The sequence below is a fragment of the Sphingomonas elodea ATCC 31461 genome, from assembly GCF_000226955.1.
In the GTDB taxonomy this organism is placed as follows: domain Bacteria; phylum Pseudomonadota; class Alphaproteobacteria; order Sphingomonadales; family Sphingomonadaceae; genus Sphingomonas; species Sphingomonas elodea.
Genome location: NZ_AGFU01000026.1, coordinates 69,695 through 93,272 on the forward strand (window position 1 = coordinate 69,695; position 23,578 = coordinate 93,272).

Annotated in this window: 27 protein-coding genes; 11 read left to right on the forward strand and 16 right to left on the reverse strand. The window is 68.5% G+C overall.

The window, feature by feature from the left end; all coding sequences use genetic code 11:
- The first annotated feature begins 29 nt into the window (after positions 1 to 29).
- Positions 30 to 1,556 carry an amino acid permease gene (locus KK7_RS0109350; RefSeq protein WP_010544383.1) on the forward strand — a complete coding sequence of 509 codons (1,527 nt, stop codon included), beginning with the start codon at positions 30 to 32 and terminating at the stop codon, positions 1,554 to 1,556.
- 75 nt (positions 1,557 to 1,631) lie between these two features.
- Here KK7_RS0109350 and KK7_RS0109355 read toward each other — a convergent pair whose 3' ends face one another.
- Positions 1,632 to 2,630: an adenosine kinase gene (locus KK7_RS0109355; protein WP_010544384.1), complete on the reverse strand. Its 999-nt coding sequence runs from the start codon at positions 2,628 to 2,630 to the stop codon at positions 1,632 to 1,634.
- Positions 2,631 to 2,703: 73 nt separating this feature from the next.
- On the opposite strand from KK7_RS0109355, the gene KK7_RS0109360 reads away from it, so the two are divergent.
- Positions 2,704 to 3,096, forward strand: coding sequence for a hypothetical protein (locus tag KK7_RS0109360; RefSeq protein WP_010544385.1), 393 nt, complete (start codon positions 2,704 to 2,706; stop codon positions 3,094 to 3,096).
- Between the two features lie 52 nt (positions 3,097 to 3,148).
- On the opposite strand, the gene KK7_RS0109365 is transcribed toward KK7_RS0109360, so the two are convergent.
- The 3 genes from KK7_RS0109365 to KK7_RS0109375 all read right to left on the reverse strand — a co-directional run bounded on the left by KK7_RS0109365 (position 3,149) and on the right by KK7_RS0109375 (position 6,243).
- Positions 3,149 to 4,123 (reverse strand): quinone oxidoreductase family protein, encoded by a 975-nt coding sequence (locus tag KK7_RS0109365; protein ID WP_029623137.1) that lies wholly within the window; start codon positions 4,121 to 4,123, stop codon positions 3,149 to 3,151.
- A 13-nt stretch (positions 4,124 to 4,136) separates the two neighbouring features.
- The gene (locus KK7_RS0109370) at positions 4,137 to 5,909 is read right to left on the reverse strand and encodes an SLC13 family permease (protein WP_010544387.1); all 1,773 of its coding nucleotides are present in this window, start codon (positions 5,907 to 5,909) and stop codon (positions 4,137 to 4,139) included.
- 121 nt (positions 5,910 to 6,030) lie between these two features.
- A complete protein-coding gene (locus KK7_RS0109375) occupies positions 6,031 to 6,243 on the reverse strand; it encodes a hypothetical protein (RefSeq protein WP_010544388.1) in 213 nt (70 codons plus the stop codon).
- Positions 6,244 to 6,325: 82 nt separating this feature from the next.
- On the opposite strand from KK7_RS0109375, the gene KK7_RS0109380 reads away from it, so the two are divergent.
- Positions 6,326 to 6,568, forward strand: coding sequence for a hypothetical protein (locus KK7_RS0109380; protein ID WP_138983941.1), 243 nt, complete (start codon positions 6,326 to 6,328; stop codon positions 6,566 to 6,568).
- 70 nt (positions 6,569 to 6,638) lie between these two features.
- Complete coding sequence (locus KK7_RS0109385; RefSeq protein WP_010544389.1) at positions 6,639 to 8,357, forward strand: DEAD/DEAH box helicase; 1,719 nt, start codon at positions 6,639 to 6,641, stop codon at positions 8,355 to 8,357.
- Between the two features lie 170 nt (positions 8,358 to 8,527).
- On the opposite strand, the gene KK7_RS0109390 is transcribed toward KK7_RS0109385, so the two are convergent.
- From KK7_RS0109390 to rpiB, 4 genes are read right to left on the reverse strand one after another with little or no spacing between them, the layout of a single operon-like run.
- A complete protein-coding gene (locus KK7_RS0109390) occupies positions 8,528 to 9,250 on the reverse strand; it encodes an RNA methyltransferase (protein ID WP_040598215.1) in 723 nt (240 codons plus the stop codon).
- Positions 9,247 to 9,723: a transcriptional regulator NrdR gene (gene nrdR, locus KK7_RS0109395; protein ID WP_010544391.1), complete on the reverse strand. Its 477-nt coding sequence runs from the start codon at positions 9,721 to 9,723 to the stop codon at positions 9,247 to 9,249. Before nrdR ends, KK7_RS0109390 begins: the two co-directional genes overlap by 4 nt.
- A complete protein-coding gene (glyA, locus tag KK7_RS0109400) occupies positions 9,724 to 11,031 on the reverse strand; it encodes a serine hydroxymethyltransferase (protein WP_010544392.1) in 1,308 nt (435 codons plus the stop codon).
- Positions 11,028 to 11,480 (reverse strand): ribose 5-phosphate isomerase B, encoded by a 453-nt coding sequence (rpiB, locus tag KK7_RS0109405; RefSeq protein WP_010544393.1) that lies wholly within the window; start codon positions 11,478 to 11,480, stop codon positions 11,028 to 11,030. Before rpiB ends, glyA begins: the two co-directional genes overlap by 4 nt.
- Before the next feature lie 53 nt (positions 11,481 to 11,533).
- On the opposite strand from rpiB, the gene KK7_RS0109410 reads away from it, so the two are divergent.
- Positions 11,534 to 11,797: a hypothetical protein gene (locus KK7_RS0109410; protein ID WP_010544394.1), complete on the forward strand. Its 264-nt coding sequence runs from the start codon at positions 11,534 to 11,536 to the stop codon at positions 11,795 to 11,797.
- Between the two features lie 51 nt (positions 11,798 to 11,848).
- Here KK7_RS0109410 and KK7_RS0109415 read toward each other — a convergent pair whose 3' ends face one another.
- Both KK7_RS0109415 and KK7_RS0109420 read right to left on the reverse strand, forming a co-directional pair.
- A complete protein-coding gene (locus KK7_RS0109415) occupies positions 11,849 to 13,057 on the reverse strand; it encodes an ABC transporter permease (protein ID WP_010544395.1) in 1,209 nt (402 codons plus the stop codon).
- The gene (locus tag KK7_RS0109420; protein ID WP_010544396.1) at positions 13,054 to 13,980 is read right to left on the reverse strand and encodes an ABC transporter ATP-binding protein; all 927 of its coding nucleotides are present in this window, start codon (positions 13,978 to 13,980) and stop codon (positions 13,054 to 13,056) included. Before KK7_RS0109420 ends, KK7_RS0109415 begins: the two co-directional genes overlap by 4 nt.
- Positions 13,981 to 14,021: 41 nt before the next feature.
- Here KK7_RS0109420 and queG point away from each other — a divergent pair, with 41 nt between their 5' ends.
- The 3 genes from queG (at position 14,022) to KK7_RS0109435 (ending at position 17,670) form a co-directional block, all read left to right on the forward strand.
- Positions 14,022 to 15,167 (forward strand): tRNA epoxyqueuosine(34) reductase QueG, encoded by a 1,146-nt coding sequence (gene queG, locus KK7_RS0109425; protein WP_010544397.1) that lies wholly within the window; start codon positions 14,022 to 14,024, stop codon positions 15,165 to 15,167.
- 147 nt (positions 15,168 to 15,314) lie between these two features.
- Positions 15,315 to 15,929, forward strand: a complete 615-nt coding sequence (gene rpsD, locus KK7_RS0109430) for a 30S ribosomal protein S4 (protein ID WP_010544398.1) — start codon at positions 15,315 to 15,317, stop codon at positions 15,927 to 15,929.
- 112 nt (positions 15,930 to 16,041) lie between these two features.
- Positions 16,042 to 17,670 carry a M28 family metallopeptidase gene (locus tag KK7_RS0109435; protein ID WP_010544399.1) on the forward strand — a complete coding sequence of 543 codons (1,629 nt, stop codon included), beginning with the start codon at positions 16,042 to 16,044 and terminating at the stop codon, positions 17,668 to 17,670.
- 24 nt (positions 17,671 to 17,694) lie between these two features.
- Here KK7_RS0109435 and KK7_RS0109440 read toward each other — a convergent pair whose 3' ends face one another.
- Entirely contained in the window at positions 17,695 to 18,135 is a 441-nt protein-coding gene (locus KK7_RS0109440; protein ID WP_010544400.1) for an NUDIX hydrolase, read from the reverse strand.
- On the reverse strand, positions 18,132 to 18,416 hold the full coding sequence (locus KK7_RS0109445; RefSeq protein WP_010544401.1) for a BolA family protein: 285 nt from the start codon (positions 18,414 to 18,416) through the stop codon (positions 18,132 to 18,134). Before KK7_RS0109445 ends, KK7_RS0109440 begins: the two co-directional genes overlap by 4 nt.
- 89 nt (positions 18,417 to 18,505) lie before the next feature.
- Between KK7_RS0109445 and KK7_RS0109450 the strand changes: the two genes are divergently transcribed.
- Positions 18,506 to 19,063 (forward strand): J domain-containing protein, encoded by a 558-nt coding sequence (locus KK7_RS0109450; RefSeq protein ID WP_010544402.1) that lies wholly within the window; start codon positions 18,506 to 18,508, stop codon positions 19,061 to 19,063.
- 77 nt (positions 19,064 to 19,140) lie between these two features.
- Here KK7_RS0109450 and KK7_RS0109455 read toward each other — a convergent pair whose 3' ends face one another.
- Genes KK7_RS0109455 through KK7_RS0109465 form a run of 3 tightly spaced genes read right to left on the reverse strand, consistent with a single transcriptional unit; the run spans position 19,141 to position 20,745 of the window.
- Entirely contained in the window at positions 19,141 to 19,920 is a 780-nt protein-coding gene (locus KK7_RS0109455) for a VOC family protein (protein ID WP_010544403.1), read from the reverse strand.
- A 15-nt stretch (positions 19,921 to 19,935) separates the two neighbouring features.
- Positions 19,936 to 20,292: a DUF1428 domain-containing protein gene (locus KK7_RS0109460; protein WP_010544404.1), complete on the reverse strand. Its 357-nt coding sequence runs from the start codon at positions 20,290 to 20,292 to the stop codon at positions 19,936 to 19,938.
- Positions 20,293 to 20,310: 18 nt separating this feature from the next.
- Entirely contained in the window at positions 20,311 to 20,745 is a 435-nt protein-coding gene (locus tag KK7_RS0109465; RefSeq protein ID WP_010544405.1) for a VOC family protein, read from the reverse strand.
- 75 nt (positions 20,746 to 20,820) lie between these two features.
- On the opposite strand from KK7_RS0109465, the gene KK7_RS0109470 reads away from it, so the two are divergent.
- Positions 20,821 to 21,507 (forward strand): winged helix-turn-helix transcriptional regulator, encoded by a 687-nt coding sequence (locus KK7_RS0109470; RefSeq protein WP_010544406.1) that lies wholly within the window; start codon positions 20,821 to 20,823, stop codon positions 21,505 to 21,507.
- Between the two features lie 76 nt (positions 21,508 to 21,583).
- Positions 21,584 to 22,588 carry a cobaltochelatase subunit CobS gene (gene cobS / locus KK7_RS0109475; RefSeq protein ID WP_010544407.1) on the forward strand — a complete coding sequence of 335 codons (1,005 nt, stop codon included), beginning with the start codon at positions 21,584 to 21,586 and terminating at the stop codon, positions 22,586 to 22,588.
- 2 nt (positions 22,589 to 22,590) lie between these two features.
- On the opposite strand, the gene KK7_RS0109480 is transcribed toward cobS, so the two are convergent.
- The gene (locus KK7_RS0109480) at positions 22,591 to 23,577 is read right to left on the reverse strand and encodes a hypothetical protein (protein ID WP_010544408.1); all 987 of its coding nucleotides are present in this window, start codon (positions 23,575 to 23,577) and stop codon (positions 22,591 to 22,593) included.
- Position 23,578: the final 1 nt, after the last annotated feature.

Here is a 23,578-nt window from a genome sequence, read left to right on the forward strand (position 1 = left end):
GCAACGCTCGCCGCATAGGGGATCAGGAAATGATATTCGGGCGCGTAAAGCCTCTCGATGCCATTCTAGCCACAGCCGAAAAGAAATCGCTCCACCGCTCGCTCGGCGCCTTCCAGCTGACCATGCTCGGCATCGGCGCGGTGATCGGCACCGGCATCTTCGTGCTAACCGCCGAGGCCGCACAGAAGGCCGGGCCGGGCATGATGATCTCGTTCGTCATCGCCGGGTTCGTCTGCGCGGTGGCGGCGCTCTGCTATGCCGAAATGGCGGCGATGGTGCCGGTCTCCGGCTCCGCCTACACCTATAGCTACGCCGTGATGGGCGAGCTGGTCGCCTGGATGGTCGGCTGGGCGCTGATCCTCGAATATGCGATCGCGGCGGGGGCCGTGTCGGTCGGCTGGGCCGGCTATATGATGGGGTTCATCCAGAACAATTTCGGCATCGTCGTGCCGCTGCAGCTGATCCGAGGACCGTTCGACGGCGGCATGATCAACCTGCCGGCCATGGCAGTCGCCGCGGTCGTCACCGCGCTGCTGGTGAAGGGCACCAAGGAAAGCGCCACGGTCAACGCCGTGCTGGTCGGCATCAAGATCCTCGCCCTGGCGATGTTCGTGATCGTGACCATCCCGGTGCTCAAGACCGGCCAGTTCACGCCGTTCGCGCCGCTCGGCTTTGCCGGCATCTCGGGTGCGGCCGCCTCGATCTTCTTCGCCTATGTCGGCTTCGACGCGGTCTCGACCGCCGCCGAGGAGACCAAGAACCCGCAGCGCAACATGCCGATCGGCCTGATCGGCAGCCTCGCGATCTGCACCATCTTCTACATGCTGGTCGCCTCGGGCGTGATCGGCACCGTCGGCGCGCAGCCGGTCCATGGCCCGGCGGGTGAGGTGCTGTCGCCCGGCACGCCGGCGCTGTCGCAGGCCTGCGCGGCGATGTCCGAACAGGCCGTGGTCTGCTCGAAGGAAGCGCTGGCCTGGACGCTGCGCTCGATCGGCCATCCGTTCCTCGGCTGGCTCGTCGGCGCCGCGGCGATCATCGCGCTGCCCTCGGTCATCCTGATGATGATGTTCGGCCAGACCCGCATCTTCTTCGTGATGAGCCGCGACGGCCTGCTGCCGGCCTTCTTCTCGCGGGTCCACCCGAAGTTCCACACGCCGCACGTCATCACCATCCTGACCGGCATCTTCGTGTCGCTGTTCGCCGCCTTCTTCCCGGTGGGCCTGCTGGCGGACGTGTCGAACTCGGGCACGCTGTTCGCCTTCGCCGCGGTGTCGATCGCGGTGATCGTGCTGCGCAAGACCGATCCGACGCGCCACCGCCCGTTCCGCACCCCCGCGATCATGGTGACGGCACCGATCGCGATCGCGGGCTGCGTCTATCTGTTCTTCAGCCTCTCCGGCCCGACGATCGCCTTGTTCTTCGGCTGGGCTGCGATCGGCCTGGTGGTCTATTACGGCTATAGCCGCTCGCGCAGCCATGTCGGCCGCGGGATCGACGACCACGACGGCCCCGACGCCTATGAGGATCTCGAGCCGCCGGTACCCGGCACCCGCTGATCCATCCCTTGCGCACAAAAAGAAAGGGCCGGAGGAGCGATCCTCCGGCCCTTCTTCTTTGCATTGCTGAAGCGATCAGCCGACCTTGGCGGCGGCGAGCGCCTTCAGATCCTTCTCGGCGCGGGCGCCATAATGCTGGATGATCTCCGCCGCGCAGATCGCGCCGAGGCGGAGCGACTCCTCCAGCCCCTTGCCCTGGGCCTGGCCGTGCAGGAAGCCGGCGGCGAACATGTCGCCCGCACCGGTGGTGTCGACCAGCGCCGCGATCGGCTCGGCGGAGACTTCCACCCGCTCGTCGCCCTGGAGGGCGATCGCACCCTTCTCGCTGCGGGTGACGACGAGTAGCGGCACCTTGCCATGGATGTGCTGGACCGCCGCTTCGAAATCCTCATGCGCGCACAAAGCGAGCAGTTCGGCCTCGTTGGCGAACAGGATGTCGATCAGGCCGTCCGCGATCAGCTTGCGGAAATCATCGCCGTGGCGCGAGATGCAGAACACGTCGGACAGAGTGAAGGCGACCTTGCGGCCGGCGGCACGGGCGATCTCGATCGCCTTGCGCATCGCGGCGCGCGGCTCTTCCGGATCCCACAGATAGCCTTCGAGATAGAGGATCGCGCCATTGGCGATCAGCTGCTCGTCGAGCGCGGCGGCAGGCAGGAACTGCGAGGCGCCGAGGAAGGTGTTCATCGTGCGCTGGCCGTCCGGCGTCACGAAGATGAGGCAGCGCGCGGTGGTCGGCTGGCCGGGGCGGACCGCGGTGTCGAAATGCACGCCGGCGGCGCGGATGTCGTGCGCGAAGACGGTGCCGAGCTGGTCGTCCGCAACCTGGCCGATGAACGCCGCCGTGCCGCCGAGCGCGGCGATGCCCGCCACGGTGTTCGCCGCCGAGCCGCCGGAGACCTCGCGACCCGGGCCCATCTTGGCGTAGAGCGCATCGGCCTCTTCGGGCGAAAACATCAGCTGCATCGAACCCTTGGGCACGCCGATCGATTCGATGAAGGCGTCGTCGGCCTGGGCGAGAATGTCGACGATGGCGTTGCCGATCGCGACCACGTCATAGCTGGGGTTGGTCAAGGTTCAGGGCTCCAATTGCAATGGGCGTCGCCCTAGAGAGAGGCAGATACAAGTGCAACCAAGGGAAACCCGTTTGAACCCCATCCGTCTTGCCACGCCCGCGGTGCCGTTGGCCGCGCTGCTGCTCGCCGCCTGTTCGGGCACGGTGCCGCCCGCGCGCCCGGCGGCGCCCCTGCCGGTACCCGGCCGTGTTCCGGTGCCGGAGCAGCCGGCCAACCTCGCACCGATCCGTGGGCTGAACGCGACCCAGCTGCTCGCCCGCTTCGGCCAGCCCCGGCTGGACGTGACCGAAGGCAAGGGGCGCAAGCTCCAGTTCGTCGGGCCGATCTGCGTGCTGGACGCCTATCTCTATCCACCGGAAAGCGGCAGCGGCACCGCGACCGTCACCTGGGTCGACGCCCGGCAACGCAACGGCAGCCCGCTCGATCAGGCCAGCTGCGTGGCGGCGCTTACGAAACGGAAGTAACGCCTCTTCCGCTTGGTGGAGGGGTGCGCAGGCCTCCCCCCCGCCCTGTCCCTCACGGCAGCAGGATCGTCGACCCCGTCGTCCGTCCGCCTTCGATCGCGCGGTGCGCTTCGGCGGCATCCTCCAAGGCGAAGCGCTGGCCGATCTCCGGCTTGACCGCGCCGCGTTCGAGCATCTCGAACAGCCGCCCCGCACCTGCCGCCCGTTCCTCGGGCGTGACGTAATAGTCGAACAGCTTGGGCCGGGTGACGAACAGCGAGCCATGCTGGTTGAGCGCGGCGAGCTTGACGCCCTCCACCGAACCGCTGGCATTGCCATAGCTGACGATGAGCCCGCGCCGCGCCGCCGAACCGAGCGAAGCCTCCCAGGTCGCCTTGCCGATCCCGTCGAGCACCACCGGCACGCCGGCGCCGCCGGTGATTTCCCGCACCCGCGCCGCGACGTCATCCCGGCGCGAGAGCAGGACATGGTCGCAGCCTGCCGCGCGTGCCTTCTCCACCTTGTCCGCATGGCCAACCGTGCCGATCACCGTGGCGCCGATGCCCTTCAGCCAGCCGACCGCGATCTGGCCCACGCCGCCAGCCGCGCTGTGCACCAGCACCGTCATGCCCGCCTGCACCTTCGCCGCACGCTCGACCATGAACTCGACCGTGCAGCCCTTGAGCAGCACCGCGGCGGCGGTTTCGCTGCTGACAGCATCGGGCAGCTTGAACAGGCTGTCGGCCTTGAGGTTGCGGGCAGTCGCATAGGACCCCAGCGTCGGGCCGAAGGTGGCGGCGCGGTCGCCCACGGCGAAACCGGTGACGCCCTCGCCCACGGCCTCGATCACCCCCGCGCCCTCGACGCCGATGCCCGAGGGCAGTTGCACCGGATAGACGCCGGTGCGGTGATACACGTCGATGAAGTTGAGCCCCGCCGCTTCCGTCCGCAGCCGTACTTCGCCGGGGCCGGGCTGCGGCAGATCCACCTCGACCCATTGCAGCACCTCGGGGCCACCGGTCCGTTCGAAGCACATCCTCTTCGCCATCGCCATATCCTTCTCAATACACCGGCCAGACGGCCATGATCAGCGGCGTCCCTATCAGCAGCACCAGCAGCGACAAGGGCGCACCCAGGCGCGCATAGTCGCCGAACCGGTAGCCGCCCGGCCCCATCACCAGCGTGTTGCACTGGTGGCCGATCGGCGTGAGGAAGTCGCAGCCCGCGCCTACCGCCGTCGCCATCAGGAACGCCTCGGGCCGGTAGCCGAGCTCGCCCGCAAAGGTGGCGGCGATCGGCGCCATCACCAACACCGTCGCGGCGTTGTTGAGGAAGGGCGTCACCGCCATCGCCGCCGCCAGGATCAGCGCCACCGCGCCCCAGGGGGGCAGCGTGGCGGCAAGATGGCCGAGCTGGTCGCCGATGATCTTGCTGGCACCGGTGGTGCGCAGCGAATCGCTGACCGGGATCAGTGCGCCGAGCATCACCAGAATCGGCCATTCGATATGCTCATAGGCCTCGCGCACCGGCAACGCGCCGAGCAGGATGGCGAGCCCCGCCGCCGCAAAGAACGCCACCGCCACCGGAACATAGCCCGTCGCCGTCGCCGCCATCGCCACCGCGAGAATGGCCAGCGGCAGCAGTCCCTTCCGTGCGCTCCCCAGCCGCAGCTCGCGCTGGGCAAGCGGCAGACAGCCAAGCTCGCCCAGCCGCTCGAACAGCAGGTCGAGCGGCCCCTGCAGCACGATCACGTCGCCCGCACGCAGTTCGATCTCGCCGAGACGCGTGGACAGCCGCTCGCCCTGGCGCGACACCGCGATCAGGTTCACGCCGAAGCGTTCGTGCAGCCCGAGCCGGCCGGCGGTGCGGCCGATCAGGGTGGAATCGGTACCGATCACGGCTTCGATCACCCCGACTTCCCCGGTGCTGCCGTCCGGCTGGGCACGGTCCTGCCCCTCCAGGACCAGCGCGTCGGTAGCGATCACCCGTTCGAGATCGTCCGGCGCGCCGGTGAGGATCAGCACGTCCTCGGCCTGCAGCCTGTTGTCCGGAAAGGGGGTGCTGCGGATTCCGCCACGCAGGATGGTGGTGACGGCCACCGCATGGTCGTGCCGTTCGCGGAACGCGGCGACGGATTCCCCCACCGCCTCCGATCCCTCGGGCACCGCGGCCTCGGTCACGTAATCCTCGATGTCCATCGCCTCGCCCAGCGTCGGCGCCGCGCGACGGTCGCGCGGGATCAGCCGGTAGGCGAAGCGCAGGAAAATCAGGCCGACCAGCGTCAGCCCCAGCCCCACCGGGGCATAATCGAACATGCCGAAGGGCTGGCCGGTCATCTCCTCGCGCACGCGGCTGACGATGATGTTGGGCGAGGTGCCGATCAGCGTGATAAGGCCACCGAGCAGCGATGCGAACGACATCGGCATGAGGAAGGTGGCAGGCGAGGCCTTGGAGCGCTTCGCCATCTGGAAGGCAACCGGCATCATCATCGCCAGCGCGCCGATATTCTTCACCAGCGCCGAGGCGAAGCCGACGCTGGCGCTGAGCAGCAGCAGTTGCGAGCGCACCCGCGTCACCCGCCGTTGGAGCAGCAGCATCGCCCGCTCGATCACGCCCGAGCGCTGCACGGCCGCGGAAAGCACCAGCGCGGAGGCGACGATGATGACGATGTCGTCGGAAAAGCCGGTGAAGGCCTCTTTCGGTTTCACCACGCCCACCGCCAGCGCCGCGAGCAGCGCCAGCACCGCGACCATATCGTAGCGCAGCTTTCCCCACACGAAGAGCAGCATCATGCCGGCGAGCACGACGAGCGACAGAATCTGGGGTGTGGTCAAGCGTACCTCGCGGAAGGAGTGCGAGGAAGGAACGCGGGTATGGGAGCTTGGGTCCGGGGCTTCCTACATCCTGCCCCGATGGGGCGGGAATTGCTTCATTCGGGTGCGGGCGCCGTGCCCCTCAGTGCACCGTGCCCAGCGCACGCGGCACCGACAGCAGCACCACCAGCCGCTCGATCTGGCGCCAGCGGCAGAAATGGATGACGTTGCCCAGATCGCGGCTCGCATCGGCGCGGGCAGCCGCTTCGCCGCCCGCCGCTTCGCCGAAGCGCCGAATCAGCTCTGCCGCCTGCATCACGGCGTCCCGATCGCTCAGATAGGGGTAGACGTCCATTCGAACTCCAACACACGGCGAGCCCCCTTGCCCGTACCGGCTTGATACGCAGGTTTCCGTTCCCCTCGGGTGGACGAGGCTGGTGAACGAACAGGCAACCATTGCACGGGCTGGCGCAGACGGGAGTTTCGTGGCAAAGGGGGCCATGCAGTCCACCCCTTCGCGCGCGCCGTTGGCCGGCGGCTTCCTGTTGACGGCGAGCATTCTCGTCGGCGCAGTGGCCGGAGCCCTTCGCGGACAAGCGACGGCGGGGCTGCTGGCCGGGCTGGCGGTGGGGTTCGCCCTCACGCTCGCCGTCTGGCTGATCGATCGCGCGCGAGGATAAAAGGGGCGCGCCTGCCACTGTCGTACGGGCTTGCGGTGCGCCGCGCGTAGCCCCAATTTTTAGGGTCTCAATGTCTATTTCGAATCTACCGACGCGCCTCGCCGAGGCGCTGGAACAGCGTGGCTATTCCACGCTGACCCCCGTTCAGTCCGCCGTCCTGGAAGACCAGGCCGCGGGCCGCGACCTCATCGTTTCCGCCCAAACAGGCTCGGGCAAAACGGTCGCCTTCGGCCTTGCCATGGCGCCGGAGCTGCTCGCCGGCGAAGAGATGCTGCCGCCCGCCGGCGCGCCGCTCGCCCTGATCATCGCGCCGACGCGTGAGCTGGCGCTGCAGGTCAGCCGTGAGCTGATCTGGCTCTACAGCCCGGCCGGCGCGCGCATCGCCACCTGCGTCGGCGGCATGGACGCCTCCAAGGAGCGTCGCACGCTCAACCACGGCGCCCATATCGTCGTCGGCACGCCGGGCCGCCTTCGCGACCATCTCGAGCGCGGTGCGCTCGACCTGTCCAGCCTGCGCGTCGCGGTGCTCGACGAGGCCGACGAGATGCTCGACATGGGCTTCCGCGAGGAGCTCGAGGCGATCCTCGACGCGACGCCCGAAGGCCGCCGCACCCTGCTCTTCTCGGCGACGATGCCGCGCCCGATCGTCGCGCTGGCCAAGCGCTACCAGCGCAACGCCTTCCAGATCACCACCAAGAGCGACGATCGCGGCCACGGCGATATCAGCTACCAGGCGGTGACGGTCGCGCCGGCCGATATCGAGCATGTCGTGATCAACCTGCTGCGCCTGCACGAGGCGGAGACGGCGATCCTGTTCTGCGCGACGCGCGACAATGTCCGCCATCTCCATGCCAGCCTGATGGAGCGCGGCTTCGCGGCCGTGGCGCTGTCCGGCGAGCATTCGCAGTCCGAGCGCAACCATGCGCTGCAGGCGCTGCGCGATCGCCGCGCCCGCGTCTGCGTCGCCACCGACGTGGCGGCACGCGGCATCGACCTGCCGACGCTGACGCTGGTCGTCCATGTCGAACTGCCGCGCGATGCCGAGACGCTCCAGCACCGTTCGGGCCGTACCGGCCGCGCGGGCAAGAAGGGCACCGCGGTCCTCATCGTCCCCTATCCGCGTCGTCGCCGCGTCGAGCAGATGCTGCACGGCGCGCGCATTCCGGCGGTGTGGATCGATGCGCCGACGCCCGAGCAGATTCGCGCGGCCGATCGCGAGCGCCTGATCGCCGCGCTGCTCCAGCCGATCGAGACCGACGAGGAAGACGTGGCCCTCGCCGAGCGCCTGCTCGCCGAGAAGACGCCGGCCGAGATCGCCGCCGCACTGGTTCGCGCGCACCGCTCGCAGCTGCCCGAGCCCGAGGAACTGATCGAGGCGACCCCCGAGGCGCGCCGCGCCGCGCAGCAGGAGCGGCACCGCCCCGGTTTCGACGACACGGTGTGGTTCCGCATGGATATCGGACGTCGCCAGAATGCCGACCCGCGCTGGATCCTGCCGCTGATCTGCCGCCGCGGGCACATCACCCGCAACGAAGTCGGCGCGATCCGCATCGCGGCGAACGAGACGCACTTCCAGATTCCGTCGCAGCTCGCGGCGAAGTTCGCGGCAGCGGTCGACAAGTTCGCGCGCACGGCCGGCGATGACGATGACGGCATCCGCATCGAGCGCGCGACCGAAGCGCCGCAGCCGGGCGCGCGTGCCGATGGTCCGACGCGTCGCGGTCCTCCGAACCGCAGCAACGCCAACGGCAAGCCCGGCGGCTTCCGCAAGGGCCCGCCGCGCCGCTGAGGATTGGGGTGCTCCCCTTCCTGAGGTGGAAGGGGAGCGGCTTGCTCTACTTTAAAGCTGTCATCCCGGCGAAAGCCGGGATCCATTCGCCACTGCGCCAAAGCAAAAGCCGCATCGGCGCCCCCAATGGATTCCGGCTTTCGCCGGAATGACGACATGGGGACGCGGCTTTACTCCGCCCGGTGGCGCTTCCGGCCATCCAGCGCGGACAGCACCCCGCGCAGCGTGCGCAGTTCCTGGCTCGACCAGCGCGGCTTGGTCAGCAGCGTGCGCAGCGTGCGCTTGGTCGACGGCACCCGGTCCGGCGGGAAATAATAGCCCGAATCGTCCAGCATCGCGTCGAGCTGGCCGATCATCCCGTCCAGTTCCTCCTGCGGCGCGGGCGGATCGAGGTCGACCGCGGGCGGGCTTTCCAGCCCGACATGCTTGGACCATTCATAGGCGACCAGGATTACCGCCTGGGCGAGGTTCAGCGAGCCGAATTCCGGGTTGATCGGCACGGTGATGATCGTGCGGGCAAGTGCCACATCGTCGGTTTCCAGCCCCGAGCGCTCCGGCCCGAACAGGATCGCGCTGCGGGTGGCGGCGCCGTGGATCTCGCGCGCGGCGACCTCGGGCGTCACCACCGGCTTGGTCACGCCGCGTTTGCGCACCGTGGTGGCATAGACCTGCGCGCAATCCGCCACCGCATCGGCGACGGTCTCGAAGACCTGCGCCTTTTCCAGCACGATGTCGGCGCCGCTCGCTGCAGGACCTGCCGAGGGGTTCGGCCAGCCGTCACGCGGGCTCACCAAGCGCATCTCGGTCAGCCCGAAATTGAGCATGGCGCGCGCGGCCTTGCCGATATTCTCGCCCAGCTGCGGGCGGACGAGCACGATCACGGGAGAATTCAACTTTTGCCGACCTCGCTGACGTTACCGGCGAATTCCTCGAAGTCCTTCGCCTCGCGGAAGTCCTTATACACGCTGGCGAAGCGGATATAGGCCACCGAATCGAGGCCCTTGAGCGCCTCCATCACCAGCTCGCCGATGCGCTGGGAGGGGATTTCGCTCTCGCCCGTCGTTTCCAGCTGCCGCTGGATGCCCGAGACCAGCCGCTCGATCTGGGCGGGCTGGATCGGCCGCTTGCGACACGCGGTGGAGACCGAGCGCATCAGCTTCTCGCGCTCGAACGGCTCGCGACGCCCCTCGATTCCATTGGCGCCGCTCTTCACGACGGTCAGGTCGCGCAGCTGGATGCGCTCGAAGGTGGTGAAGCGCGCGCCGCACGCCTCGCACTGCCGGCGCCTGCGGATCGCCGCCCCGTCGTCGGTGGGGCGGCTATCCTTTACCTGGCTGGCTTCATTCGAACAGAAGGGGCAGCGCACTTAGCCGCCGTAGATCGGGAAGCGTTCGCACAGCGCGCGGACGCGGGCCTTCACATCGGCCTCGACCGCGGCGTCGCCCGCCTCGCCCTTGGTGCGCAGCCCCTCGAGCACGTCGGCGACCATGTTGCCGATCTCGCGGAACTCGGCCGGGCCGAAGCCGCGGGTGGTGCCCGCCGGCGAGCCGACGCGGATGCCGCTGGTCTTCATCGGCGGCAGCGGATCGTTGGGGATGCCGTTCTTGTTGCAGGTGATCGCCGCGCGCTCCAGCGCCTCGTCGGCATCCTTGCCGGTCACGCCCAGCGGGGTGAGGTCGACCAGCGCGAGGTGCGTGTCGGTGCCGCCCGAGACGAGGTTCGCGCCGCGCTCCTTGAGCGTCGCCGCCAGCACCTTGGCGTTCTCGACCACCGCCGCGGCATAGCTCTTGAACTCGGGACGCAGCGCCTCGCCGAACGCGACCGCCTTGGCGGCGATCACGTGCATCAGCGGGCCGCCCTGCAGGCCCGGGAACACCGCCGAGTTGATCTTCTTCGCGATCGCTTCGTCGTTGGTCATGATCATGCCGCCACGGGGCCCGCGCAGCGTCTTGTGCGTGGTGGTGGTGACGACATGCGCATGGCCGAACGGGGTCGGGTGGACGCCGCCCGCGACCAGGCCGGCGAAGTGCGCCATGTCGACCATGAACGTCGCGCCGACCTCGTCCGCGATCGCGCGGAAGCGGGCGAAATCGATGTGGCGCGGATAGGCCGAGCCGCCGGTGATGATCAGCTTGGGGCTATGCTCCTTGGCGAGCGCCAGCACCTGGTCATAGTCGATCAGGTGATCGTCGGGACGCACGCCATACTGCACCGCGTTGAACCACTTGCCGCTCATCGCCGCGCGCGCGCCGTGGGTCAGGTGGCCGCCGGCATCGAGGCTCAGGCCGAGGATGGTATCGCCCGGCTTGGTCAGCGCGAGCATCACCGCGCCATTGGCCTGCGCGCCCGAATGCGGCTGGACGTTGGCGAAGCCGCAGCCGAACAGCTGCTTGGCGCGATCGATCGCCAGCTGCTCCACCTCGTCGGACGGGTGGCAGCCCTGGTAATAGCGCTTGCCGGGATAGCCCTCGGCATATTTGTTGGTGAACACCGAGCCCTGCGCCTCGAGCACCGCCTTGGAGACGATGTTCTCGGACGCGATCAGCTCGATCTGATACTGCTCGCGGGCGAGCTCATGCTCGACGCCGGCGAACACCGCCGGATCGACATCGGCGAGCGATTTGGTGAAGAAGCCATCCGGCTGAAGGCCTGCCGTAACGGGGTTGGTGCTCATGCGGGGCTCCTTTCGGGGTTGCCAAGCTTCTCCACGCGGCGGACGTGCCGATCGCCGAGGAAAGCCGTTTCGAGAAAACTGGTGATGCAGGCCTTGGCCATCTCGATGCCGATCAGCCGCGCGCCGAGGGCGATGACATTGGCATCGTTGTGCTGGCGCGCAAGGCTGGCCGAGAGCGGCTCGGAAACGAGTGCGCAGCGCGCGGCCGGGTTGCGGTTCACCGCGATCGAGATGCCGATGCCCGATCCGCACAGCGCGACGCCGAAGGTCGCTTCGCCGGTCTCGATCGCCTTGCCCAGGCGGTAGCCGTAATCCGGATAGTCGACGCTCTCCGGACCGTTCGTGCCCAGATCGAGCACGTCATGGCCGAGGCCACGCAACCAATCGGCGAGTTCTGCCTTCATGGCGAAGGCGGCGTGATCCGACGCGAGGGCGATGCGATGTGACATGGCGCGCCCTCTACGCGCGTGTGCGCCCGCTGGCTAGACACCCAGGAGACCATATGCCGAAGACTCTGCCCCTTCTTTTGCCTGCGCTGGTGCTGGGGCTCACCGCCTGCTCGCCGAGCACCGAGGACCGCGTCGACAATTCGCTCGATCGCACCGGCGATTCGGTCTCCAACTTCGCGGACCGCTTGGGAGACCAGATCGAGAATCGCGTGGACAAGGCCGGCCGCGCGATCCGTGAAGGTGCTGACGATACCGGCGACGCGCTCGCCAATGGCGTGGACCGCACCGGCAACGCCATCGACGACGCCGCACGGTGATGCTTCCCCCCTCCCGCTTGCGGGAGGGGGACGCAAGCGGAAGAGGATTCGCTACGCCGCCGCTCTCTTCCCGCGCTTCGGGCTTGCCGACTTGAGCACCCCGCGCCGGAACAGCCGCGCCGCGATGGTCAGCGTGATCGCCACCCACAGCCCCTGCCAGGCAAAGGCGATCGCGTGCGGCCACAGTTCCGGCGCGTTCGCCGCCCGCGCCGCCATCGCCATCGGCGAGCTGAACGGCACGACTTGCGCCGCCGTCGCCACCCAGCTCTCCGGGTTGCCCGCCGCGTAGGACGCCATGCCGAACATCGCGAACTGGAAGATGGTGATCGGCAGCGACAGCATCTGGATCTCGCGCTGGGTGGAGGCGAGCGAGCCGACGCCCAGGAACACCGCGCTCTGCAACAGATAGGCCATCACGAAATAGCCGATCAGCAGCAACGGAAAGATCGGCCCCACCGCCACGCTCAGGTCCGAGAGCGCCCCCGCCAGGCCCGCGGGCATCAGCTTCGGCAGGTTGGCGACCAGCGTGCCCCAGAAGGCGACGAACAGCAGCGCCGAGCCGAAGGCGCCGAGCAGCTTGCCGAAAAAGACGCTCTCGAGCGGCACCGCGGCGGCGAGGATCTCGATGACCTTGTTCGACCGCTCCTCCGCCATCGCGCCCACCGCCTGGCCCGAGAGCATCAGCGTGACAAGGAAGATGGCGAAGGTGGAAAAATAGGCCGCCTGCCCGCGACCGCTGACCGTGGGCGCCTCGCGGGCGACCGTTTCGAAATGGGCTATGCTGCGGATGCCCGCGGCATGTTCGGCACGGAGCGTCTGCGCGGCGAGCGCGGCGAGGTACCGGCCTTCCGCCTCGGCACCGGCGCGGCGCAGCACGGTCGGGCGGTCGAGCGGTCCGTAGAGCACCGCCGCCGCTTCCATCGTATCGGAATCGAACACCGCCCGCGCCTGTTTCGCGGTGTCGGCCTGCTGCGTTTCCAGCCGCAGCCTGGGACGCGCGGAATCGCGGGTGAACACGCTGCGCAGCTCGCGATCCGTGGCGCGCAATGCGTCCTGCTGGCCGGCAGGCGCGATCGCGACGATCACCTGCCGCGCCTCGCCGGCAGCGCCGGCAGCCTGCCCGCTGAGCCCCCCGATCACCACGAAGCCGATCATCAGCAGCGGGCTGAGCAGGAACAGCAGGAAGGTCGGCGTCATCACCGTCGCCTTGAGGTCGCGGCGGGCGATGGTGAGGGCGTGGCGCAGGAAGCGGGGCATCATGCGACCGTCTCCGGCTGGTCGGCCATCGCGTCTGCACCGACGATGCGAACGAAAGCGTCGTGCAATCCGGGCCGCTCGATCGACAGGCCGGAGATGCCATGCCCCGCGTCGATCAGCCGGACGAGCAGCGCCTCGATGCCGCCATCGGGTACGGTGAAGCGCCAGCTGCCCTCCTGCCGCACGGCGTCCGCCGGCAACATGGCCGCGATCGCGTCGGCATCCTGGTGCGGCGTGTAGCGCGCCCGCAGCGGCAGCAGCGCGCGGGCTTCGTCCACCGTCCCCTCGAACCGCACCTGGCCGCCGGCGATCACCGAGATGCGCTCGCACAGGCGCTCGGCATGCGCCATCACATGGGTGGAAAAGAGAATGGTGGCGCCGCGATCCCGCTGGGCGCGGATCAGCAGCTCCAGTCGCTCCTGGTTTACGGGATCGAGCCCCGAAAAGGGCTCGTCGAGCACCAGCAGATCGGGTTCGTGCACCACCGATCCGAGCAGCTGGACCAGTTGCGCCATGCCCTTCGACAGCTTGCGGATCTTGTCGTCGGCGGCGTGGCCGAGGCCGGCGCTTTCCAGCAGCGCCCCCGCGCGCTGGCGCCCGGTATTCCAGGGCAGGCCGCGCAGCGCGCCCATGAAGGCGATCGCCTCCCGACACTTCATGTTGGGATAGAGCCCGCGCTCCTCGGGCAGATAGCCGACGCGGTCGCTCTCGTCGCGCGGGAAGCGGCTGCCGAGCAGGGTGCGCTCGCCCTCGTCGGGCTCGATGATGCCGAGCAGCATGCGCAGCGTCGTCGTCTTGCCCGCGCCGTTGGGACCGAGCACACCGTAGATGAGCCCCTTGGGCACGGCGATCCCGACACCGTCGACGGCGCGGCGATCGCCGAAGCGCTTGACCAGCCCGGAGGCGCTGACGGCCAGTTCCTGCACTTTGCCTCCCCCTCGCAATCACAACGTGGTAGCGGGAGGGCGTGCGACAAGACAAGCCCATCGAAGAACGACTGAAGGCGAAGGCGGCGGAAATCGGCTTCGCGGCCTGCGGCATCGCGGATGCCGACGCCGCCCCGCAGACCGCGGCGCGACTGCAGGCCTGGCTGGCCGAAGGCGCACATGGCGACATGCTATGGATGGAGGAGCGCGCCGAGCAGCGCGGCAGCCCGAAGGGCCTGTGGCCGGAGGTGCGCTCGGTGATCGCGCTGGGCATGAGCTATGCCCCCGCCGCCGATCCGCTGGCGCTGGCGGAGGAGGGCGAGGTCGGCCGCATCTCGGTCTACGCGCAGGGCGCCGACTATCACGACGTGGTCAAGCGCCGGCTGAAGGAACTCGCCCGCTGGCTGGTAGCCGAGGCGCCCGGCGCCGACGTGAAGGTGTTCGTCGATACCGCGCCGGTGATGGAAAAGCCGCTGTCCGAAGCCGCCGGGCTCGGCTGGCAGGGCAAGCACACCAATCTGGTGAGCCGGGCGCATGGCAGCTGGCTGTTCCTCGGCGCGATCTACACCACGCTGGAGCTGGCATCCGACGGCCCGAGCGGCGGGAGCTGCGGCAGCTGCGACGCCTGCCAGACCGCCTGCCCCACGGACGCCTTCCCCGCGCCGTACCGCATCGATGCGCGGCGCTGCGTCTCCTACCTGACGATCGAGAACAAGGGGCCGATCCCGCACGCCTTCCGCGAAGCGATCGGCAACCGCATCTATGGCTGCGACGATTGCCTGGCGGTGTGCCCGTGGAACAAGTTCGCCGTCGCCGCGCAGGCCAACCTCGCCTTCCACCCCCGCGCCGAACTGACCGTGCCCTATCTCGCCGACCTGCTGGCGCTGGACGATGCCAGCTTCCGCACGGTCTTCGCGGGCTCGCCGATCAAGCGCATCGGGCGCGACCGGATGATGCGCAACTGCCTGATCGCCGCCGGCAACAGCGGCAGCGCGCGGCTGGCGCCGGCGGCGACGGCGCTGCTCGACGATCCCGCCCCGGTGGTGCGCGGCGCCGCGATCTGGGCGCTGGCGCGTCTGGACCCGTTCCGCTGGCAGGAAGCGCGCGTCGCCCGTGCCCGCAGCGAGGCCGATCCGCAGGTTCGGGCGGAGTGGGACGGGCTTGACTCCCCTGCCCCTCCCCGCTAGGCGCGCCCCTTCGCAATTGGCCCCGCACCCCCGGTGAAGCGGTGGCCCTGCGCTTTTCTTGACCGAGAAGCACAGGCGAAACCGGGATCGCGATCAGGGCGGTTCGCCACCCGGGTCAACGTCACAGCAGTTGGTAAAGGATTTTACATGTCGAAGCGCTCCAGCGCCAAGCATAAGCTCGATCGCCGCATGGGCGAAAACATCTGGGGTCGTCCGAAGTCCCCGGTGAACAAGCGTGAGTACGGCCCGGGCCAGCACGGCCAGCGCCGCAAGGGCAAGATGTCGGACTTCGGCATCCAGCTGCGCGCCAAGCAGAAGCTCAAGGGCTATTACGGCGACATCACCGAGAAGCAGTTCAAGCGCTCGTACGAAGACGCGTCGCGCATGAAGGGTGACACCGGTCAGAACCTGATCGGCCTGCTCGAGCAGCGCCTCGACATGATCGTCTACCGCGCCAAGTTCGCGCCGACGATCTTCGCGGCCCGCCAGCTGGTCAACCACGGTCACATCCGCGTCGACGGCGAGAAGTGCAACATCGGTTCGCGCCGCATCAAGCCGGGCCAGGAAATCAGCCTGAGCAGCAAGGCACAGGAAATGGCCCTGGTCATGGAAGCGCAGAGCCTCGCCGAGCGCGATATCCCCGACTATGTCGCGCCGGACGGTGCGGCGAAGGTCACCTTCACCCGCGTGCCGACGCTCGACGAAGTGCCGTACCCGGTGAAGATGGAACCGAACCTGGTCGTCGAGTTCTACTCGCGCTAATTTGGCTTCCTTCGGGAACGAGAAACGGGGCGGTCCTTCGGGGCCGCCCTTTTTCGTTGGGCTGGACCGGGCCTGCCGGGCTTGCCAGAACGGGCGCATCAGGAGGACCTCCATGCGCTTTTCGTTGCTTGCCCTTGCCCTGCTCACATCCACCGCGGCCCAGGCGCAAACCGCCCCGGCCATCTCGGTCGACACGTTGAAGACCGTGACCGAGACCCTGTCCTCCGATGCGTTCGAGGGTCGCAAGCCGACGACCGCGGGCGAGGACAAGACGATCGCCTATCTGATCGAGCGCTTCCAGAAGGCGGGTCTCAAGCCCGGCAACAAGGGGCAATGGGTGCAGGACGTGCCGCTGGTGGAACTGAGCGTGCAGGCCCCCAGCAAGCTCGCCTTCACCGGCGGCAGGACGCCGGTGTCGCTCGCCTATGGCAGCGAGGCGGTGTTCTCCACCTACCGCGTCACCCCGAAGATCGAGCTGAAGGACAGCGAGGTCGTGTTCGTCGGCTACGGCATCAACGCGCCCGAGCGCGGCTGGAACGACTATGCCGGGCTCGACGTGAAGGGAAAGACGGTCGTCATCCTGATCAACGATCCCGACTGGCAGACCATGACGCTGGACGGCCCGTTCGGCGGCCGGGCGATGACCTATTATGGCCGCTGGACGTACAAATATGAGGAAGCCGCGCGCCAGGGCGCGGCGGGCGCGATCATCATCCACGATACCGAGCCGGCCGCCTATGGCTGGGGCGTGGTGGAGAGCAGCTGGGGCGGCCCCAAGCTCGAACAGGATACGCCGGGCGACCATGCCGACCAGTCGCAGCTGATCGGCTGGATCCAGCAGGATGCGGCCAAGGCGCTGTTCGCCAGCGCCGGCAAGGACTATGCCGCGCTGGTCGAGGCGGCCAGGCACAAGGGCTTCAAGGCGGTGCCGCTGGGCGTGAAGGCATCGGCAAGCTTCGGCGTGGGGATCAAGCGCCAGGCCTCGAAGAACGTGGTCGGCATCCTGCCGGGCACCGCGCGGCCCGACGAGGTGGTGCTGTTCTCGGCGCACTGGGATCATCTCGGCCGCTGCAAGCCGGTGGACGGCGACGACATCTGCAACGGCGCGGTCGACAATGCCACCGGCACCGCCGGTCTGGTCGCGCTGGCCGAGGCCAATGCCAAGGCGGGCCCGGCCAAGCGCAGCATGGTGTTTCTGGCGGTGACCGCCGAGGAACAGGGGCTGATCGGTTCGCAATATTATGCCGAGCATGCCCTGTATCCGCTCGCGAAAACCGTGGGCGGCGTGAACATGGATGGGCTCAACATCCACGGCAAGGCGAAGGACTTCGTGCTGATCGGCGCGGGCAAGTCCGAGCTGGAGGAGCTGGTGAAGCCGCTGGTCGCCGCCGAAGGCCGGGTGATCGGCGTGGAATCCACCCCCGAAAAGGGAAGCTATTACCGCTCCGACCATTTCAGCTTCGCCAAGCTGGGCGTGCCGATGCTCTATGGCGAAAGCGGCGACGATCTGGTGACGGGCGGCAAGGCGGCGGGTGCCAAGGCCGCGGAGGACTATACCGACCAGCGCTACCACAAGCCGCAGGACGAATATGATCCCAGCTGGAGCTGGGACGGCGCCCTTTCCGACCTGCGCATCTATTACGGACTCGGCCGCCAGCTGGCCGACGGCAACGCCTGGCCGAACTGGTTCAAGGACGCCGAATTCCGCGCCATCCGCGACAAGGCGCGGGCGGGGCAGTAAGCACCGGGCGACGGAGATGCTCGCTCACGCCCCGAGGGCGGCGAGCATCTCCAGCAGGTCCTCGGGAAAAATCGGCTCCGCGTGCGCGGCGATCTCCTGCCGCGTGAACCAGCGCCAGCCGCGCATCACCCGCTGCTCGAGCGCGGTGTGGCCCGAGGTCTCGATCGCCGCTGCTTCGGTGCGGACGAGGAAGTAGCGTTCGTCCGCCCAGACGGGAACGCCTTCGATCGTCACGAACTCCACGATGCGCTGCGCGACCTCCGGGCCCGGATCGGCGCGGATGCCCGTTTCCTCCCACAGCTCGCGGCGGGCGGCATCCTCATAGCGTTCGCCCGGATCGACGGCGCCGCCCGGCGTGCACCAGAAGGGCGGCCGGTCGCCGGGATCGAAACGGAACAGCAGCACCCGGCCCTGCCCGTCCAGCAGCAGGATCCGCGCCGCCGGGCGCGCGATACGGTCGCTCATTCGCCGGGCGCGGTGGCCTTGATCGCCAGCGCGTGGATGCGCGTGGCGAGCAGGTCGGCCAGCGCGTGGTTCACCTTGCGTTGGCGGGCGACGCGGTTCAGCCCGGCGAATGCGGGGCTCTCGATAGTGACGGTGAAGTGCGACTCCCCCGTTCCGTCGTCCCCCAGATGCCCGCGATGCTGGGCGCTGTCGTTGCTGACATGGAGGTGCGACGGGGCGAGCGCGGAGCGCAGGCGATCGGCGATCAGATCGGCCAACGGGCCGGTAGCGAGGTCGGTCATCGCGCCTATATAGGCGGTTTGTTCGAGGGAGTCGCGTGGCTAGCCATCAGCCGAGAAGGGATCGTCCGAATGCCCGTTTCCATGGTCGCATGGAGGCGGAGGGCAGACTGTGCGCAGAGCCGGGCTGCACCGCCCCCGGCGAATTCCGCGCGCCGCCGCTGGAAGGTGCGCGCAGCAGCTTCGACGGCCCGCCGCCGTTCCGCTGGCTGTGCCTGGACCATGTCCGCGCGTTCAACTCCGGCTACAATTTCTTCGCCGGCATGAGCCCGGACGAGATCCACGAGGCGCAACGCCCGATCGCCGGCTGGGAGCGCGAGACGCGGGTATTCAGCGCCAACCCGGACGTGCCGCCGCGCTGGGCCGATTTCGCCGACCCGCTCGACGCGATCGGCGCGCGCTATCGCGACCGGATGAAGGATCGCGGCGAACGCAAGGACGGCAAGCCGCTGTCCGGCGCGGATCGCGATGCGCTGAAGGTGCTGGATCTGGAAATCGATTCGGACCGCACCGCGCTACGCAAGCGCTATTCGGAGCTGGTGCGCAGGTTCCACCCGGACCGCAATGGCGGCGACCGCAGCCACGAAGCGCGGCTCCAGCGGGTGATCGCGGCGTACCAGCAGTTGAAGGGGTCGGCGGCCTTCGCCTGACCGGGAACTGCGCGTTCAACCGCGTCCCCGGCTCGAGACCCGGACGCCCCCCGGATATCAGCGGCACCGGGCGGGCGCTAGGCGCCTGCCCCGCTCAACAGCCCGAACATGGCCCCGTCCGGATCCACCGCCTGCAGCACCCGCTCGCCACCGGGCACGTCCATCGGCCCGTTGATCACCGTGCCGCCCGCCGCTTCCACGTTCGCCCTGGCCGCGTCGACATCCTCGACCCGGAAGTAGAAGCTCCAGCCCGGCTTGGCACCCGGCGGGCAGCGCATGATCGCGCCCATCGGCTCGCCGCCGTCATGGCCGATGAAGCTGTATTCGCCCATCTCGCCCATCGGCATGCCCCCCATATAGGCCAGTCCGAACTGGCGGTGATAGAAGCCGAGCGCCCCCTCGGCATCCGGCGCGAACAGCTCGTTCCAGCCGACATGGCCGAGCCCGCGCCGCTGATAGACGGCGCTCGTCGCCCCCTCGGTCGCGCCGCGCATGACGTAGAAGGGCACGCCCTGCGGATCGGTGACCATCGCGATCCGTCCGACGCCGGGTGCATCCCAGGCCGGTACCAGCACCTTGCCCCCTTCCGCCACGATGCCGGCGACGCTCGCATCGACATCGTCGACGCCGAAATAGGCCAGCCAGGCGGGACTTGCTCCCGCCGCCAGCATCGCCGCGTCCAGCTGGAGCATGCCGCCCGCATGGCCGTCGGCAGCGGAGAACATCCGATAGTCCGGCCCGCCCGGCGGGGGTGCGCCGACCTGCCAGCCCGTCACGGCCGCATAGAAGGCCGCCGCCCCGTCCGCGTCGCGCGTCATCAGTTCGTACCAGATGATCTCACCCTGCCGGTTCGTCATATCCTCTCTCCCTGCTCAGCCCTGCCCCAGCGCGACGATCGGCTCGAACCCGCCCCAGAACATGCGGCGGGTGTCGAACGGCATGTCGAGCCCCTCCATCTCCGGATCGGCCATCATCGCAGCCCATCCCGCGTCGCGCGCAGCCTTGTCCGGCCACACCACCCAGGCGAAGACCACCGCCTCCCCCTCCTCGGCATGGGTCGCGCGGTAGAAATCGGTGGCCTTGCCATGGGGCACGTCCTGCCCCCAGCATTCCATCACCTGATGCGCGCCCAGCGCCCGCAGCTTCTCGGCCGTATTCCTGGCGAGATCGGTATAGGCCGCACGGTTGCCCTCCGGCACCGGCAATACATATCCGTCGACATAGGCCATGCTCCTGCTCCTCTTCCTTCAGACGGGGTCGGCGGCGGCCTCCATCGCGGCGGCAGCGGCGGCCATGTCCATGTGGAACGGCTCGAAGATGTGGCCGTCGGGATCGGTGAAGCTGCGGCCGTACATGAAGCCCATGTCCTGAACCGGGTGGATATCGCCCGAGCCGCCGCCCGCTACGGCCTTGTCGACCAGCGCATCCACCGCGGCGCGGTCCGCCAGCGGCAGCGCGATCAGCACCTCGGTGACCGCGCTCGCATCGGCCACGGCACGCGGGGTGAAGGTCTGGAAGAAGGCGCGGTCGAGCAGCATGAAGGTCAGCGCCTCGGACCAGACCATCGCACTGGCGGTGGGGCCGCTGAACTGCCGGTTCATCGTGCAGCCGATCGTTTCGTAGAAGGCGGTGGCGCGCGGCACATCGGCCACCGGCAGGTTCACGAACACCGGCTGGACCATCTTCTCTCTCCCCGACGGCCTTCCTTGAGTCGCCGCCTGCTTGATTTGTGCCTTGCCCGATCCTAGAAAACAACCGTGAAGTTAGAAAAGATAACTAACCTGGATAAGAGGCGGCGCTACGAAGACGCGTGCGGCACCGCCCTCGCGCTGGAATTCGTCGGTGAACGCTGGGCACTGCTGATCATCCGCGAACTGCTGCTTGGGCCCCGCCGGTTCGGCGAGATCCGCGCCGGCTTGCCGGGGCTCAGCGCCAACGTCCTCACCCAGCGCCTCGCCGGGCTGGAGGCGGACGGCATCGTCGTGCGCGAGAAGCTGCCGCCGCCGGCAAGCGTGCAGGTCTATGCGCTCACCCCTTGGGGCTATGAGGCCGAGCCGGTGGTGCTGGCGATGGGCCGCTGGGCGCTGCGATCGCCGCGGCACGATCCTGCCCTGCCCTTTTCGCGCGTATCGCTGATGCTGGCGCTGCGCATGCTGCTGCTGCCCGACCAGGCCGCCGGATGGTCGGGCCGGATCGGCTTCCGGCTGGGCGAGGAGACCTATCTGGCGGCGGTGGAAGCCGGCGTGCTCGCCATCACGCGCGGCACCCTGACCGGGGCCGAAGCGGTGTTCGTCGGCGAACCCAATGATTTCCTCCCCGTGCTGTTCGGCACCATGCCCCTGGTCGCAGCGTTGTCCGAAGGCAGGTTCGTCGTGGAGGGCGACGTATCCCGCGCGGCCGACTTCGCCACGCTGTTCCTGCTGCCGCCAAAGATTGCCGCCTGACCTGCCCACTGGGACATGCGGTTGCAGTGCGGCAAACAAGCCTCTAGGTCCCGTTCGGACTCAAGGATTCAAGACCATGGCCGATCTGCCCAACACCTTCCCCGAAAGCCGGGATTCCACAATCCTCGCCGCGCCCGACAAGATGGTGAAGGTGCGCGATCTGTTCGGGATCGACATCGACATGGAAGTCCCCGCGTTCAGCGAGGCGGACGAGCGCGTGCCGGATCTGGACCCCGCCCATGTGTTCGATCCGGACACCACGCTCGCGGTGCTCGCCGGCTTCGCCCACAACCGCCGCGTGATGATCCAGGGCTATCACGGCACCGGCAAATCCTCGCACATCGAGCAGGTGGCGGCGCGGCTCAACTGGCCGTGCATCCGCATCAACCTCGACGCGCATATCAGCCGCATCGACCTGATCGGCCGCGACGCGATCGTGCTGAAGGACGGCCAGCAGATCACCGAGTTCCGCGAAGGCCTGCTGCCCTGGGCGCTCCAGACCCCGACCGCGCTGGTGTTCGACGAATATGACGCGGGCCGCCCGGACGTGATGTTCGTCATCCAGCGCGTGCTGGAGACCGAGGGCAAGCTGACCTTGCTCGACCAGAACCGGGTGATCCGCCCGAGCCCGTGGTTCCGCCTGTTCGCCACCGCCAACACGGTGGGCCTGGGCGACACCAGCGGCCTCTATCACGGCACGCAGCAGATCAACCAGGGCCAGATGGACCGCTGGAACATCGTCGTCACGCTCAACTATCTGCCGGCGGCCACCGAGGCGCGGATCGTGCTCGCCAAGTCGGGCGAATATGACAAGCCCGGCGGCAAGGAGACGGTGGAGAACATGGTCCGCGTGGCCGAGCTCACCCGCCGCGGCTTCATCAACGGCGACATCTCGACCGTGATGAGCCCGCGCACCGTGATCACCTGGGCGCAGAACGCGCTGATCTTCGGCGATGTCGGCTTCGCCTTCCGCCTGTCGTTCCTCAACAAGTGCGACGATGCCGAACGCGCACAGGTGGCCGAATATTACCAGCGCGTGTTCGGCAAGGACCTGCCGGAGAGCGTGGTCGGGCGGGTCTGAGGCTAACGGGTCCCGAGCCGCCAGCGCAATGCGTGGACGAACGGCTCGGGATCGTCGAGGCGGAAGGCGATGGCCGTGCGCGGCCGGCGCCAGGCGGGCAGCGGCGCGTTCAGCCGGAGCACGAGATTTGGCCAGGCAAGCAGCCCGGCGTTGAGCGTCACCCTGTCCTTCACCAGCGCGGAGTCGAAGCTGGTCTCCAGTCCCGTGATCGCATCATAGGGGACGAAGTGATCGATCAGCAGGCCGGCGCGCACCCGCACACCCTCGGGCGTCAGCAGCACCGGGCGCAGTCGGAAGGACTTGATCAGCGCGATCATGTAGACCATCCCCGCGTCGCTCACCACGAATAGCAGATAGGCCGCAAACGCACTCCAATGTGCGAGCAGCAGATGGTGGACCGCCACCTCGATCGCCTGCAGCGCGAGCAGCGTCACCGCCATGGGCGTGAGGTGCTTGTGGTAGGCGAAGCCCTGGCATCCGGCCGGCACATCCGGCGCACCGCCCCAGCGGAACAGGCCGATGTGCAGCCAGCGAAGCTCCGCCGCCGCGAGCCGGACGAGCGGCGCGGGCAACAACTCGGAAAGCGCCGCCACCCAGCGGCCTTCGCCCGCCGTGCCGAGACGCCTTCCGGCTGCGTGCAGGCCCCAGGCGAGGTGGACGAGCACCACAATCGCCATCGCAACGGCCAGAGCCGGCAACGACAGAAGCGCCGTGCGGACCACCGGCGGCGATACGATCGATACGGCAAACACAGCGACGGCAAGCGCCGAGACGATCTGGCGCGGTTCCGGCCGGCGGCGCGGCGCGCGCGCGATCAGGGACAAAAGCCGACTGTCGCTCGCGATCCACAGGAACAGCAGACCGGCAACAAGGGGATGGGCCGCGGCCAGCGGCGTGCGGACTGCCCAACCAGCGAGCAGCAGCGCAGCAAAGGGGAGAAAACGCGCCACCAGCGCCGAACGAGATGGTGCATAGTGCAGGACCGTCATC

Bases quoted from the DNA above. Each gene is read 5' to 3' on its own strand.
- KK7_RS0109440 (WP_010544400.1), bottom strand. From the start codon at position 18,135: ATGAGCGACCGTATCGCGCGCCCGGCGGCGCGGATCCTGCTGCTGGAC.
- KK7_RS0109460 (WP_010544404.1), bottom strand. From the start codon at position 20,292: ATGGCCTATGTCGACGGATATGTATTGCCGGTGCCGGAGGGCAACCGT.
- KK7_RS0109450 (WP_010544402.1), top strand. From the start codon at position 18,506: ATGGAGGCGGAGGGCAGACTGTGCGCAGAGCCGGGCTGCACCGCCCCC.
- KK7_RS0109350 (WP_010544383.1), top strand. From the start codon at position 30: ATGATATTCGGGCGCGTAAAGCCTCTCGATGCCATTCTAGCCACAGCC.
- KK7_RS0109365 (WP_029623137.1), bottom strand. From the start codon at position 4,123: ATGGCGAAGAGGATGTGCTTCGAACGGACCGGTGGCCCCGAGGTGCTG.
- KK7_RS0109465 (WP_010544405.1), bottom strand. From the start codon at position 20,745: ATGGTCCAGCCGGTGTTCGTGAACCTGCCGGTGGCCGATGTGCCGCGC.
- KK7_RS0109445 (WP_010544401.1), bottom strand. From the start codon at position 18,416: ATGACCGACCTCGCTACCGGCCCGTTGGCCGATCTGATCGCCGATCGC.
- rpiB (WP_010544393.1), bottom strand. From the start codon at position 11,480: ATGTCACATCGCATCGCCCTCGCGTCGGATCACGCCGCCTTCGCCATG.
- KK7_RS0109385 (WP_010544389.1), top strand. From the start codon at position 6,639: ATGTCTATTTCGAATCTACCGACGCGCCTCGCCGAGGCGCTGGAACAG.
- KK7_RS0109480 (WP_010544408.1), bottom strand. From the start codon at position 23,577: ATGACGGTCCTGCACTATGCACCATCTCGTTCGGCGCTGGTGGCGCGT.
- rpsD (WP_010544398.1), top strand. From the start codon at position 15,315: ATGTCGAAGCGCTCCAGCGCCAAGCATAAGCTCGATCGCCGCATGGGC.
- KK7_RS0109415 (WP_010544395.1), bottom strand. From the start codon at position 13,057: ATGATGCCCCGCTTCCTGCGCCACGCCCTCACCATCGCCCGCCGCGAC.
- KK7_RS0109435 (WP_010544399.1), top strand. From the start codon at position 16,042: ATGCGCTTTTCGTTGCTTGCCCTTGCCCTGCTCACATCCACCGCGGCC.
- KK7_RS0109410 (WP_010544394.1), top strand. From the start codon at position 11,534: ATGCCGAAGACTCTGCCCCTTCTTTTGCCTGCGCTGGTGCTGGGGCTC.
- KK7_RS0109375 (WP_010544388.1), bottom strand. From the start codon at position 6,243: ATGGACGTCTACCCCTATCTGAGCGATCGGGACGCCGTGATGCAGGCG.
- KK7_RS0109455 (WP_010544403.1), bottom strand. From the start codon at position 19,920: ATGACGAACCGGCAGGGTGAGATCATCTGGTACGAACTGATGACGCGC.
- glyA (WP_010544392.1), bottom strand. From the start codon at position 11,031: ATGAGCACCAACCCCGTTACGGCAGGCCTTCAGCCGGATGGCTTCTTC.
- cobS (WP_010544407.1), top strand. From the start codon at position 21,584: ATGGCCGATCTGCCCAACACCTTCCCCGAAAGCCGGGATTCCACAATC.